We start from the raw sequence: 13,324 nt of genomic DNA on the forward strand, positions 1-13,324 counted from the left end.
CCTGCAGAAGCCACGTCCATGGATCCCCGCCTGCGCGGGGATGACGAGCCTGTCCCGGAACCGACATGACGCAGCCCGCCATCGACGCCTACCTCGACGAACTGCTCGACCTTCACGTCGACGCCGTCGCGCCCGCGGTTGAAGTGCCGTCGGTGCCACCGGCGCCGGTCGCGGCACCGGTGCCATTCGAGATTCCCGCCGGCCTGCTGGACGAACTCGATACCGATCCGCTGTTCGCAGCGGTATCTTCCGAACCGCAGGCCACCGCACCGGCACCGATGATCGACGCCGCGCTGCTGGCCGAACTGGATTGCGATCCGCTGTTCGTCGCCGCATCGCACGAGCCGCCCGCCGCCGCGCCGATGATCGACACGGCCCTGCTGGCCGAACTGGAATCCGATCCGCTGTTCGCTGCCGCATCCATCCCATCGCAGCCCGCGGCATCGACGCCCATGATCGATGACGCGCTGCTCGCCGAACTCGATTCGGACCCGCTGTTCGTCGCCGCGGCCTCACCGCCGCCCGCACCGGCGATACGCGAAGCCGCGGTCGTCCCTGCGCCCGCACCGAAGCCCGCCGCGCCTGCGCCTGCGCCTGCGCCGATGGCGCCGATCGCACGCCCTGCGCCGTCCACCGGCCTGCGCCCGGTGGAATTCATGCCGCCGGCGCTGATGCCCTCGGTCACCACCACGCATCGCTGGCTGCGCGTCGCCGTCGGCGAGGACAGCTATGCCATCGAACTGCTGCGCGTGCAGGAAGTCGGCCGCACCTCGCCCATCGTCGCCATGCGCGGCGCGGTGCCGTCGGTGCTGGGCGCGATGAACCTGCGCGGCCGCATCGTGCCGGTGTTCGACCTGGGCCTGTGGCTGGGTACGGGCCGCGTCAACCCCGACGAACGCGCGCGCATCGTCGTGGTGGAACGCGACAACGAACTGATCGGCGCGCTGGTGTCGGCCGTGGACGACGTGGTGACGCTCGGCCCGGACCGCATCGAACCGCCGCTGATGGCCAGTCCGTCGCGGGCGATCGTGGGCGTCGCCCGCGTGGTGGCGAAGCCGACGGTGCTGCTGGACGCCAACGCACTCTTTGGGTGAGGCAGGCCGCTTGCGCGGCACTGCCGCGCGGCCTGGCGAACGCCCGGCCATCGATGGCCGGGCCGGGCACCCCGAAGCCGGTCTCGTCCCGCCATGGATGGCAGCGGCAGCCCACCGACCGTCCATCCTTCGACTTCGGCGCTGCGCGCCTACGCTCAGGACGAACGGTGACCTTCTGCCGCGCAATGGTCTTCCCTCCACCGTTCGTCCTGAGCGTAGGGCCGAAGGCCCGAAGTCGAAGGATGGTCGGCCGACAGCCTCCCGTCGCCAGCCCTCAAGTCCTCCCGTACCGCGCCGTTATCCCCTTCGAATGACCACCACGGCTGCGAGCCACCCATGAACGCCCTGCCTCTTCCTTCGGACCTCGGCATCGAACACGTCACCGACCTGCAGTCGGTGTTGCGCGAACACCTGGACGACGCCGAACCGTTGTCCCTGGCGGGCGATCGCGTGGAGCGCGTGCACACCGCCGGCCTGCAGATCCTGCATGCCTTCGTGCGCGAACGCGCCGCGCTGGGCCGCCAGACCACCGTCACCGACGCCTCGCCCGTGCTCGCCGAAGCGGCGCGCCAGCTTGCGTTGGCGTGCAGCCTCGGCGTCGATGCGCCGGCCGCCGCCTGATCTCATCCCTTCCTTCCATAACCACTCAATCGAAGCCGCCACGATGTCCAAGAACCTGCTGATCGTCGACGACTCCACCTCCATGCGGCAGATGGTCGCTTTCGCCCTGAGCGGCGGTGGATTCAACGTGCGCGAGGCCGAGGACGGCCAGGCTGCGCTCGACATCGCGCGCACCCAGCGTTTCGACGCGGTGGTGACCGACGTGAACATGCCGCGCATGGATGGCATCGAGCTGATCCGCCAGTTGCGCCAGCTGCCCGACTACCGCTTCACCCCGCTGCTGATGCTCACCACCGAATCCGGTGGCGACAAGAAGGCCGAGGGCAAGGCTGCCGGCGCGACCGGCTGGCTGGTGAAGCCGTTCGATCCCGAGCAGCTGCTCGCGACCGTGCGCAAGGTCCTGGGCTGATCGCCCGCGTCTCCGACTGAGCCAACGATAGAGCCGCCACGATGGACATCACTCGCTTCCACGCCGCGTTCTTCGAGGAAAGCCGCGAAAACCTGGATGCCATGGAAGCGGGCCTGCTCGCGCTGGAATCCGGTTCGGCCGACGCGGAAACCATCAACGTGGTCTTCCGCGCCGCGCACTCGATCAAGGGCGGCGCCGCGACGTTCGGCTTCGCCGCCATCAGCGAGTTGACCCATCAGCTGGAAACGCTGCTGGACGAAGCGCGCAGCGGTCGTCGCCAGCTCGATCCCGACGCCATCGGCGCACTGTTGGTGGCCGGCGATTCGCTGCGCGGCCTGCTGGGCGCGGCCGAACACGGCGATGCCATCGACGAAGCCGGCCTCAAGCGCGCGCACGATGGCCTGGCCCGCATGATGGGCCGCGAAAGCAAGGCCGCCTCTTCCGCGGCTGCGGCCAGCAAAGCCGAGATCGCCGAATGGCGCATCGGCTTCAAGCCGGCGCCGTCGATGTTCCTCAGCGGCAACGACCCGCTGCGCATCCTGCGCGAGCTGGCCGGCCACGGGGAACTGGGCGTCACCTGCCTCGACAACAACCTTCCGAAGTTCTCCGACCTGGATCCGTTCGAGGCCTACCTCGCATGGGACCTGATGCTGCCCGGCAGCGTGCCGCGCAGCGCCATCGACGATGCGTTCGCATGGGTCGAGGACCAGTGCGAGCTCGCCATCGAAGGCATTCCCGCCAAGTCGATGGTGGCCCCGCCGCCGCCGGCCGAACACCTGGACAACGTGGTCGCGCTCGGCGCGCGCACCGAAACGACAGCCGCGCGCAGCGGCGGCAACGACGCCGACTCGTCCATCCGCGTCGCGGTCAACAAGGTCGATGCGCTGATCAATCTCGTCGGCGAACTGGTCATCACCCAGGCGATGCTGCGCCAGCGCTCCACGCAGCTGGACCCGGTGGCCAACGAACTGCTGCTCTCCGGCCTGGAACAGCTGGACCGCAACACCCGCGACCTGCAGGAAGCGGTGATGGGCGTGCGCATGCTGCCGGTGGAGTTCGCCTTCAGCCGCTTCCCGCGCATGGTCCGCGACCTCGCCACCCGTCTGGACAAGAAGGTTCGCCTGCGCACCAGCGGCGAAGCGACGGAGCTGGACAAGGGCGTGATCGAGAAGATCGTCGATCCGCTGGTGCACCTGGTGCGCAACGCCATCGACCACGGCCTGGAACTGCCGGCCGAGCGCCGCGCAGCGGGCAAGGACGACACCGGCACCATCAGCCTCAACGCGCAGCACCAGGGCGGCCACATCGTCATCGAGATCAGCGACGACGGCCGCGGCCTGGACCGCGAGCGCATCCTGCGCAAGGCCGCCGAGCGCGGCCTGCCGATCGGCGACAACCCGACCGACGCGCAGGTGTGGGACCTGGTCTTCCACCCCGGCTTCTCCACCGCCGAACAGCTCACCGACCTGTCCGGTCGCGGTGTCGGCATGGACGTGGTGAAGAAGAACATCGCCGCACTCGGCGGCCAGGTCGAGATCCGTTCGAAGAAGGGCGCCGGCACCACGGTGTCGATCCGCCTGCCGCTCACGCTGGCCATCCTGGACGGCATGACCGTCGCCGTCGGTGGCGAAGTCTTCATCCTGCCGCTCAACGCGGTGATCGAATCGCTGCAGCCCGGCGCTGGCGACGTGCGCACCATCGCCAACGAAGCGCGCGTGCTGCGCGTGCGCGAGGACTACCTGCCGCTGCTCGACCTGGCCGCGCAGTACGGCCTGGTCGGCAGCCATGGCAACGCCCACGGCAACGGCGCACCGATCGCGGTCGTGGTGGAAGCCGACGGACGGCGCCTGGCGCTGGAAGTGGACGAACTGCTCGGCCAGCAGCAGGTGGTGGTCAAGAACATCGAAGCCAACTACCGCCGCGTGCAGGGCATCTCCGGCGCGACGATCCTCGGCGATGGTCGCGTGGCCCTGATCGTCGACGTCGGCGGCCTGACGCAGGCGCAGCAGATGGCAAACGCGGCCTGACGAACAAGCCCCTCCTCCTGCTCGCAGGAGGAGGTTGGGAGGGGGTAGCGAGGCGCGCAGCGCCGAGCAGGGTGGCGGCACCACTTCACCCCTCCCCAACCCTCCCCTGCAGTCGCAGGAGAGGGAGCTGAACAACCAACGAGATCGCCATGAGCCACGACAGCACCACCGCCACCGAGTCCGCCGACGAGTACCTGACCTTCGCCCTGGGCGAAGAGGAGTACGGCGTCGAGATCCTCAAGGTGCAGGAAATCCGCGGTTACGACACCGTCACCCGCCTGCCCGACGCTCCCGACTACATCAAGGGCGTGATCAACCTGCGCGGCACCATCGTACCGGTCATCGACATGCGCCTGAAGTTCCGCCTGGCCAAGGCCGAATACAACGCGCTGACGGTGATGATCGTGCTCAACGTCGCCGACCGCGTCGTGGGCATGGTGGTGGACAGCGTGTCCGACGTGATCCGCCTGGGCGCCGAGCAGATCCGCCCGGTGCCGGAAATCGGCGCGACCATCGACCGCCAGTTCATCACCGGCATCGGCACCGCCGCGGAGCGCATGCTCATCCTGCTGGAGATCGAGCGCCTGATGACCAGTGCCGAGATGGGCCTGGTCGCCCACGCCAACGCGGCCTGATCGCCACGCCGTTCTTTTTACGCTTCACCGCTTCACGTACGACCGCCGCCCCCTGTGGGCGGCCATTCGTGAGTCCACGCATCGGGCCGTAACGGACGCCGTGCTAGGCACGGCGTCTGCGATTTGACACCACGACTTCGGCCGCGACGACGCCCGTTCCGGCGCCGCATCGCGGCCATCTTCCCGCACGCTCCCTCGCCGCATTGCACCGCGGGCATCCCTGTTTTCGTCTGCGGCGACACCGCATGCCGTCGCGGCGATGCCGCGCGCGTGGGCGTCGTCGCGCCACCGAAACCGCGAGCGGCGCGCTGAATTCCGCACGCCCTTCGCGGTAATGAGAGACCAAAAAGGCGGGCTTCGGCCCGCCTTCTTTGTTCCGGAACCCATCGATTGCCCAAGTCAGATTGATGAACAGCCAAAATGTGAAAATTTCGTTTCAGGACTGTGACCGGCAGCCGATATCGCAATCGCTCCGCCCATGCGTCAACGCGGTCGGGCCTCATCCGCGCTGCGTTGCGCGTCCCATGCACCATCACAGGAAACACCATGCGTAACCGCCCCAGTGCCCTGGCGCTCGCCCTGGCATCGCTCGTCCCCTTTTCCGCCCTCGCCCAGGACGCCGGCGAAGGCATGTTCTCCTTCAGCGGCTACGGCACCCTCGGCGCCGTGCGCAACAGCGAGAACCACGCCGACTTCGTGCCGACCCAGGGCACCATCGGCGCCGGCTACACCCACATGTGGTCGACCACGCCGGACACGCGCCTGGCCGCGCAGGTCGACGCACGCTTCACCGACAAGTTCAGCGCCGTGCTGCAGGTGCTCAGCGAATACGACGCCCTGGGTTCCTACGAGCCGCAGGTCGAGCTGGCCCACGTCAAGTACGCCTTCACGCCGGCCCTGCAGGTTCGCGCCGGTCGCTTCACCGCGCCGATCTTCATGCTGTCGGAGTACCGCAAGGTCGGTTACGCCATGCCGTGGGTGCGCCCGCCGGTGGAGGTGTACGACACCGCCGTGACCATCGACGGTGGCGACGCCAGCTACAAGTTCAACGTGGGCGACGTGGCCCTGTCGGTGCAGGTCTCGGCCGGTTCGTCCGACGAGAAGACCTTCAAGCTGCATGACGCACGCACCCTGGCGCTGCGCGCCGAGTTCGGCAGCTCCACGCTGTTCGGCAGCTACAGCACCGCCAAGCTCGACTCCATCACCACGCCGCTGCTGGCCCTGTACCAGGGCCCGCTGGCACCGCTGGCCGACACCTACGCCATCGAAGGCGACGACCTGGAGTTCGCGTCCTTCGGCTACGCCTACGACCCGGGCACCTGGTTCGCGCGTGGCGAGATCACCCGCACCAGCGGCGAGGTCAACCTGCTGCCCAAGCTCACCAACGCCTACGTCAGCGCCGGCTACCGCATCGGCCAGTTCACCCCGTACGCCACGCTGGGTAGCGTGCAGGTGGACAGCGAGACGAGCATCGGCGCCCGCGACCCGATCGGCGTGATCAACGCCGGACTGGCCAGCACCAATGGCGAACTGAAGAGCGCCACCGTCGGTGCCCGCTGGGACTTCCGCGAGAACGTCGCGCTGAAGGCCGAGTACGCGCACGTCGACGTGCCGACCGGTTCCAACGGTGGCCTGGTCAACCGCCAGCCGACCTTCAAGACGGGTCAGAACTACGACCTGCTGTCGCTCTCGCTCGACTTCGTGTTCTGACCGGAGACCGACCATGACCGTTCGCAATCTCATCGTCACCGTCGCCGGCCTCGCGCTTGCTGCCGCCGCCACCTTCGCCCATGCCGGCGTGGTGGTGGTGGTCTCGGCCAAGAGCGAAGTGAAGTCGCTCACGCAGGCACAGGTCTCGCAGCTGTTCCTCAACAAGGCCGTCTCGTTCCCGGGCGGCGGTGCCGCCACGCCGGTGGACCTGCCCGAAGGCCCGGCGCGCGCCGAGTTCTACACCAAGGTGACCGGCAAGGACGCCGCGCAGCTGAAGGCCTACTGGGCGCAGCTGACCTTCACCGGCAAGGCACAGCGCCCCAAGCAGCTGGGCAGCGGCGCGGAAGTGCGCAAGTTCGTCGCCGGCTCGCCGTCGGCCATCGGCTATCTGGATGCCGCCGATGTCGACGACAGCGTCCACGTCGTCCTCAAGCCCTGATCCATGCAACCCGCGACGCCCGGCGCAACCCGCCGGGCGTTCGCCCCATGAAGAGTCCGCCATGCAATTCCTGTCGCGCGTTCCCCTGTTCTGGAAAGTCCTGGCGCCGGCGATCCTCTCGCTGCTGTGCCTGCTCGCCTATCTGCTGACGTCCACCGTCGTCACCCAGCGCAACAACGCGGGGCTGACCAGCATCCGCGACGAGCAGTTCCCACGCCTGGAAGCGATGACCGAGAACGTCGCGGCGCTCGACAAGCTCATCAACACCCTCAACACGGCCGCCGCCTCCGCGGATGCCGATACGCTGGCCAGCGCCGGCGAAGTGGCGCAGCAGATCCGCGCGCGCTACCAGAAACTGGCGAAGGCCAGCCCGGGCGATGCCGCGCTGAAGGCGCTGTCGTCCGACTTCGAGCATTACTACGCCTCCGCCGCCGGCGTGGCGAAGGTCTTCGTCGACGGCGGCGAGGTGAACCCCGACGACGTGCAGGCGATGTCCACCGCACTGGCCACCTACCGCGACCACCTCAATGCCGAGCGCGATGCGGCCAACAAGCGCTTCACCGCCACCGTCGGCGATGGCATCGCCGCGTCCAACCGCGCGCTGGTGTTCGGCATCGTGGCTGGCGTGTTCGCGCTGCTGGCCGCGCTGGGCGTTGGCATCGTGCTGGCGCGAGCGATCTCCTCCGCGCTGAATCGCGCGATGACCGTTGCCAACCACGTCGCCGCGGGCCGCCTGGACGACGTGATCGTGGTCCAGGGCCACGACGAGAACGCGCGCCTGATGAAAGCCATGCAGCACATGCAGGCCGAGTTGCGCGCGTTCGTCGAAGCGCAGCAGACCATGGCCCAGCAGCACCGCGCGGGCGAGATCGACCATCGCATGCCGGCCGAGCGCTTCGCCGGCATCTATGGCGACATGGCCCACGCGGTCAACGAACTGGCGACCACCCACATCGACGTCAACCTTCGCGTGGTGGATGTGGTGGGCACCTACGCACGCGGCGACCTGTCCGTCGACATCGAACGCCTGCCGGGCCAGGGCGCACGCATCACCGAAGCGGTGGACTCGGTCAAGCACGGCATGCAGTCCATCAATGCGCAGATCAAGACGCTGGTCGATGCCGCCATGGCGGGCGACTTCAGCCGCCGCGGCGACGCGACGCGCTTCGAGTTCGTCTACCGCGACGTGGTGGAAGCGCTGAACCAGCTGATGGCGACCTCCGAGAAGGGCCTGCACGAAGTGGGTTCGCTGCTGTCCGCTGTCGCCGATGGCGACCTGAACCGTCGTGTCGAAGTGGAGCTGCCGGGCCAGTTCGGCCGCCTTGCCGCGGACGCCAACCACACCGTCGGCCAGATCGCGCAGATCGTCGGCCGCATCCGTGAAGGCGCCGACACCATCAGCAGCGCCGCCACCGAGATCGCCGCGGGCAACAGCGACCTGTCGCAGCGCACGGAGCACCAGGCCGCGTCGCTGGAAGAGACCGCTTCGTCGATCGAGGAACTCACCAGCACCGTCCGCCAGAACGCCGACAACGCGCGTCAGGCCAACGCGATGGCGATCAACGCCTCGCAGGTGGCCACGCGCGGTGGCGAAGTGGTGCACGAGGTGGTCACCACGATGGCGCAGATCAGCGCGTCCTCGCGCAAGATCGGCGACATCATCGGCGTGATCGACGGCATCGCGTTCCAGACCAACATCCTGGCGCTGAACGCCGCGGTCGAGGCCGCGCGCGCCGGCGAACAGGGCCGTGGCTTCGCCGTGGTCGCCGCGGAAGTGCGCTCGCTCGCGCAGCGTTCGGCCAACGCCGCCAAGGAAATCAAGCAGCTGATCACCGACTCGGTGGACCGCGTGGGCGCCGGCACGCAGCTGGTGGAAAGCGCGGGCCGCACGATGGACGAAATCGTCACCAGCGTGAAGAAGGTGACCGACATCATCGCCGACATCTCGGCGGCCTCGCAGGAACAGAGCGCCGGCATCGAGCAGGTCAACCAGGCCATCACGCAGATGGACGAAAGCACGCAGCAGAACGCGGCGCTGGTCGAACAGGCCTCGGCCGCCGCACGCAGCATGGAAGAACAGGCGGGCCAGCTGATGTCGGCCGTCTCGGCGTTCCGCGTCGCCTCCGGCCAGTCGCATTCGCGGCGCGCCGCCAACGACGGTACCGGTTCGACACGGGCGATGCTCCGCACGGTGTAAGCCAGCAAAGGTTGTCTTCGACGCCCGGCGATCTCTCCCGCCGGGCGTCGTTGTTTGTGCGGCCCCATTCAGCGCGATGTCTCAGTTTCAGCTTGATGAATGTGAGCTGCGCCGAAAGTAGTACTCCATGACGCCGCAGCGCGGCCGATATGAAGGGCAAGGCGCGAACCGCGCCGAGTCCCTTCCCGCCGGTGCCTCATGTCGTTCGCTCCCAGCCTGTTCCGCTTCTCTTCCCTTTCGCTGCGCACCCGTTTCGTCTGGATGATCGCCGTGCTCGCCCTGGGCCTGGTGGCGATCACCGCGATCGCGGTGCAGCGCAACCATTCCGGCCAGATCGAGTTCGAACGCGCGCGCCTGAACCAGCGCGTCGGCGCGGCCATGACCGTGGTGCAGCGCTACGCGGACCTGGCCAAGGCCGGCACGCTGCCGGAGGACGTCGCCAAGCGCGAGGCGCTGGCGGTGCTTGGCACCCTGCGCAGCAAGGACGGCACCGATTACCTGTGGGTCAACGACGAGCATCCGCGCATGCTCATGCACCCGCACCAGACCAACCTCAACGGCAAGGACCTGACGGACTTCGTCAGTGCCGACAAGAAGCGCATCTTCGTGGAGATGGTGAAGACCGCGCGCGCCGGCGGCGGCTTCGTCGACTACCAGTGGCCCAAGCCGGGCGTGGAAGGGCCGGTGTTGAAGATCTCCTACGTCGCGCTGCAACCGCGCTGGGGCTGGGTGATCGGCAGCGGCGAGTACACCGACGACATCGCCGCGCGCAACTGGCGCTTCGCCGGCATGCTGCTGTCCGCCGCGCTCATCGCGCTGGCCGCCGTGGTGCTGCTGTGCGTGATGATCTCGCGCAGCATCGCCGCATCCGTGCGACGCGCCACGCAGGCCGCGCAGGCGATGGCCGACGGCGACTTCAGCCAGGACATCCACAGCGAACAGCGCGACGAGATCGGCCAGATGCTGCAGGCCCTGGAGCGCATGCGCAGCCGCCTGGACGATTACGCGCTGGCGCAGGGCGAGATGGCCCGCCGCCACGACGAAGGGCAGATCAGCTTCCGCATCGACGAAAGCGCGTTCCCCGGCGCGTACGGTCGCATGGCGCACGAAACCAACGCACTGGTGGCCTCGCACATCGACGCCATCCAGCGCGCACTGGCGATCATGGAGCGCTATGCGGTCGGCGACCTGTCGCAGGACATGGACCGCCTGCCGGGCGAGAAGGCCGTGCTGACGCGCACGATGGACTCGGTCAAGGGCAACCTGCGTGCGATCAACGCGGAGATCCAGCGACTGGCGGCATCGGCAGCCGACGGCGACTTCGCCGCGCGCGGCGAGGCCGAACGCTTCCAGCACGACTTCCGCATCATGGTCGAGACGCTCAACCGCCTCATGGCAACCGCCGACGACAACCTTTCGGCCTTGTCGTCGCTGCTGCAGGGCGTCGCGCGCGGCGATCTGGAACAGCGGATGCAGGGCGAGTACCGCGGCGTGTTCGCGCGGATGAGCCATGACGCGAACGAAACCGTGGACCGCCTGGCGCAGATCGTGAGCCAGATCCGCGAGGGATCGGATGCCATCGGATCCGCCGCGGGCGAGATCGCCGCGGGCAACAACGACCTGTCGCAGCGCACGGAGCAGCAGGCCGCCTCGCTGGAAGAGACCGCCTCGTCGATGGAGGAACTCACCAGCACCGTGCGCGCAAACGCCGACAACGCGCGCCAGGCCAACCAGCTGGCACAGACCGCTGCGGGCGTGGCCGGCGAAGGCGGCGCGGTCGTGGCGCGCGTGGTGCGCACCATGGACGCGATCAGCGACTCGTCGCGCCGCATCAGCGAGATCATCGGCGTGATCGACGGCATCGCGTTCCAGACCAACATCCTGGCGCTGAATGCGGCGGTCGAAGCGGCGCGTGCCGGCGAACAGGGCCGCGGTTTCGCGGTGGTCGCCGCGGAAGTGCGCTCGCTCGCGCAACGCTCGGCCAATGCCGCCAAGGAGATCAAGCAGCTCATCACCGACTCGGTGGTGGAAGTGCAGCAGGGTACGCAGCTGGTCGGTCACGCCGGCCGTACGATGGAAGAGATCGTCACCAGCGTGAAGAAGGTCACCGATGTCATCGCCGACATCTCGGCGGCCTCGCTGGAACAGAGCGCTGGCATCGAACAGATCAACAACGCCATCACCCAGATGGACGAAGGCACGCAGCAGAACGCGGCGCTGGTGGAGGAAGCCTCGGCCGCGGCACGCAGCCTGGAACAGCAGGCCGAGCAGCTGGTACGCACGGTCGCGGTGTTCCGCCTGGCACATGGCGCACCGATCGCGCCCGCTGCGGACGTCGTGGTGTTGCCGGCCAAGCCGGTTCGCTCGCCTTCGCCCACGCGGCCGGTCGCAGCGACCCGTACCGCAACGCCTGCCCGTCCGCTGCGCGCACCGGCCGCGAACGGCGACAGCGACTGGCAGGAGTTCTGAGTTCGACGCTGCGTCAGGCGTCACGCGTCCCGCGAGGCCCTTGCTCACGCAGGGGCTTCGCGTTTGCGTGTTGCGTGGAACGACGTGTCAGCGAACCCGTCGCCCGCTGCGATGGCGCGTGAACACCACGCCGCGTTAAGCTCGCGCGGCCGGCGCGATGCCGCGCATCCATCAGGGGAAGGAATGATCAGGAACGAATGGAAGACGACGGCTGCACTGGCGCTGCTGGTGTTCGCTGCCGTGCCGGTACGCGCGGCGGACGATGGCACCAAGGCACTGCCACCCGACGTGCAGGCCACGGTCAACGACATCGCGAAGCAGATGGCGCAGGTGCGCGAGACCGACGTGGAACTGTCGTGCGACAAGGGCGTCGAGAACGCGCGCTATGGACTGGAGACGATGCTTGAAGTCGGCCAGAAGAACGCCGACGGCGGCTACATCAAGCGCGAGGAGTTCAACGCCATGGCCACGCAGCTGCGCGGTTTCCTGTCGCAGATCACGGTGGCCGACTGCCAGTCCGCCGAAGGCGAGAAGCAGGCCTTCTACCGCTGCATGTCCAGCGACTACAACCATGTCACCGCCTGCGCGGCGAAGCACCGGTTCTAGTCACTCCATCTCGATCACCACCTTGCCGCGCGCGCGTCCGGTTTCCAGGTAACGGATGGCGTCCGCGGTGTCGCGCATCGAATAACGCCGATCGATCACCGGCGTGATCCGGCGCGTCTGCATCAGGTCGCGCAGCACGCCCAGATCGCTCGCATTCAGATGGGCCAGGCGCATGCCCATGTCCTGGCTGACGAACCAGGAAAGCATCCACGCGCCCACCGGCTTGAGCATCGGCCCCACCCAGCGCCCGTCGTCGGGACCACCGCCGCCGATCAGCACGTAGCGGCCGTCGGGTTTGAGCACGCGCCGGTTCTCGCCGAGCGAACGGTTGCCGACGTTGTCCAGGATGATGTCGTACCGCGCCGTGCCCTGCGTGTAGTCGGCCTGCTTGTAGTCGATCACTTCATCCGCGCCCAGCGAGCGCACCAGCGCCACGTTGCGCGTGCTGCACACGCCGGTTACGTGCGCGCCCAGCGAGTGCGCGATCTGCACCGCGTACGTGCCAACACCACCGGACGCTCCGTTGATCAGCACGCGATCGCCGGGCTGCAGGCGCCCGCCATCGCGCAAGCCCTGCAACGCGGTGGTCGCGGCGATGCCGACGGTCGCGGCCTGTTCGAACGACAACTCCGGCGGCTTGTGCACGATCGCGCGGTCCTCGCGGACCAGGACGTAGTGCGCCAGCGCACCCGAAGCTCCGCCGAAGACGGCATCGCCCGGTTTGAAGCGCGTGACACCCGGCCCGACCGATTCCACGGTACCGGCGAAATCCACGCCCAGGCGGATGTCGCCCGGTCGCCTCAGCCCCATGCCCAGACGCATGATGTACGGCGTGCCGCGCATGTAGTGCCAGTCCAGCGGGTTCACCGCCGCCACGCGCACGTTCACCAGCACTTCGCCCGCTGCCGGCACCGGCGTTTCCACATCGGCAATCCGCAGCACGTCCGCGGTGCCGTAGTCGCAGCGGATGACGGCCTTCATCGGTTTCTTCGGCGCGACCGCCTCTCGATAGCACGCGTTGGTCGAGGTGAACCAGCCGAACGCGAACGCACCGGCGGCCAGCACCAGGACGGTCCCCGCGCTCCATGCGAACAGGCGCCGCAGTTTCATCGCGCTA

General features: G+C 68.2%; 11 protein-coding genes. 10 read left to right on the top strand and 1 reads right to left on the bottom strand.

From position 1 onward, the window contains the following. The first annotated feature begins 65 nt into the window (after positions 1–65). From QLQ15_RS00715 to QLQ15_RS00760, 10 genes are all read left to right on the top strand, one after another. On the top strand, positions 66–1,094 hold the full coding sequence (locus QLQ15_RS00715; protein ID WP_283210952.1) for a chemotaxis protein CheW: 1,029 nt from the start codon (positions 66–68) through the stop codon (positions 1,092–1,094). 336 nt (positions 1,095–1,430) lie between these two features. Continuing rightward, positions 1,431–1,715 (top strand): STAS domain-containing protein, encoded by a 285-nt coding sequence (locus QLQ15_RS00720; protein WP_283210953.1) that lies wholly within the window; start codon positions 1,431–1,433, stop codon positions 1,713–1,715. Between the two features lie 43 nt (positions 1,716–1,758). Further along, positions 1,759–2,124 (top strand): response regulator, encoded by a 366-nt coding sequence (locus tag QLQ15_RS00725; protein ID WP_283210954.1) that lies wholly within the window; start codon positions 1,759–1,761, stop codon positions 2,122–2,124. Positions 2,125–2,165: 41 nt separating this feature from the next. Next, positions 2,166–4,151 (top strand): chemotaxis protein CheA, encoded by a 1,986-nt coding sequence (locus QLQ15_RS00730; protein WP_283210955.1) that lies wholly within the window; start codon positions 2,166–2,168, stop codon positions 4,149–4,151. Between the two features lie 149 nt (positions 4,152–4,300). Then, entirely contained in the window at positions 4,301–4,786 is a 486-nt protein-coding gene (locus tag QLQ15_RS00735; RefSeq protein WP_283210956.1) for a chemotaxis protein CheW, read from the top strand. A 546-nt stretch (positions 4,787–5,332) separates the two neighbouring features. Beyond that, positions 5,333–6,496: an outer membrane protein gene (locus tag QLQ15_RS00740; RefSeq protein WP_283210957.1), complete on the top strand. Its 1,164-nt coding sequence runs from the start codon at positions 5,333–5,335 to the stop codon at positions 6,494–6,496. A gap of 13 nt (positions 6,497–6,509) precedes the next feature. After that, positions 6,510–6,935 (top strand): type 2 periplasmic-binding domain-containing protein, encoded by a 426-nt coding sequence (locus QLQ15_RS00745; RefSeq protein WP_283210958.1) that lies wholly within the window; start codon positions 6,510–6,512, stop codon positions 6,933–6,935. Positions 6,936–6,996: 61 nt separating this feature from the next. Then, a complete protein-coding gene (locus tag QLQ15_RS00750; RefSeq protein ID WP_283210959.1) occupies positions 6,997–9,132 on the top strand; it encodes a methyl-accepting chemotaxis protein in 2,136 nt (711 codons plus the stop codon). Between the two features lie 198 nt (positions 9,133–9,330). Next, on the top strand, positions 9,331–11,601 hold the full coding sequence (locus QLQ15_RS00755; protein ID WP_283210960.1) for a methyl-accepting chemotaxis protein: 2,271 nt from the start codon (positions 9,331–9,333) through the stop codon (positions 11,599–11,601). Between the two features lie 183 nt (positions 11,602–11,784). Then, the gene (locus QLQ15_RS00760) at positions 11,785–12,207 is read left to right on the top strand and encodes a hypothetical protein (RefSeq protein WP_283210961.1); all 423 of its coding nucleotides are present in this window, start codon (positions 11,785–11,787) and stop codon (positions 12,205–12,207) included. Here QLQ15_RS00760 and QLQ15_RS00765 read toward each other — a convergent pair whose 3' ends face one another. Continuing rightward, a complete protein-coding gene (locus tag QLQ15_RS00765; protein WP_283210962.1) occupies positions 12,208–13,317 on the bottom strand; it encodes an NAD(P)-dependent alcohol dehydrogenase in 1,110 nt (369 codons plus the stop codon). Positions 13,318–13,324 lie beyond the last annotated feature (7 nt).

The organism is Lysobacter stagni, assembly GCF_030053425.1.
In the GTDB taxonomy this organism is placed as follows: Bacteria; Pseudomonadota; Gammaproteobacteria; order Xanthomonadales; family Xanthomonadaceae; genus Lysobacter_J; species Lysobacter_J stagni.

Excerpts from the sequence above, each read along its gene's own strand:
- QLQ15_RS00725 (WP_283210954.1), top strand. The coding sequence starts at position 1,759 with ATGTCCAAGAACCTGCTGATCGTCGACGACTCCACCTCCATGCGGCAG.
- QLQ15_RS00755 (WP_283210960.1), top strand. The coding sequence starts at position 9,331 with ATGTCGTTCGCTCCCAGCCTGTTCCGCTTCTCTTCCCTTTCGCTGCGC.
- QLQ15_RS00740 (WP_283210957.1), top strand. The coding sequence starts at position 5,333 with ATGCGTAACCGCCCCAGTGCCCTGGCGCTCGCCCTGGCATCGCTCGTC.
- QLQ15_RS00720 (WP_283210953.1), top strand. The coding sequence starts at position 1,431 with ATGAACGCCCTGCCTCTTCCTTCGGACCTCGGCATCGAACACGTCACC.
- QLQ15_RS00730 (WP_283210955.1), top strand. The coding sequence starts at position 2,166 with ATGGACATCACTCGCTTCCACGCCGCGTTCTTCGAGGAAAGCCGCGAA.
- QLQ15_RS00750 (WP_283210959.1), top strand. The coding sequence starts at position 6,997 with ATGCAATTCCTGTCGCGCGTTCCCCTGTTCTGGAAAGTCCTGGCGCCG.
- QLQ15_RS00745 (WP_283210958.1), top strand. The coding sequence starts at position 6,510 with ATGACCGTTCGCAATCTCATCGTCACCGTCGCCGGCCTCGCGCTTGCT.
- QLQ15_RS00760 (WP_283210961.1), top strand. The coding sequence starts at position 11,785 with ATGATCAGGAACGAATGGAAGACGACGGCTGCACTGGCGCTGCTGGTG.
- QLQ15_RS00735 (WP_283210956.1), top strand. The coding sequence starts at position 4,301 with ATGAGCCACGACAGCACCACCGCCACCGAGTCCGCCGACGAGTACCTG.
- QLQ15_RS00715 (WP_283210952.1), top strand. The coding sequence starts at position 66 with ATGACGCAGCCCGCCATCGACGCCTACCTCGACGAACTGCTCGACCTT.
- QLQ15_RS00765 (WP_283210962.1), bottom strand. The coding sequence starts at position 13,317 with ATGAAACTGCGGCGCCTGTTCGCATGGAGCGCGGGGACCGTCCTGGTG.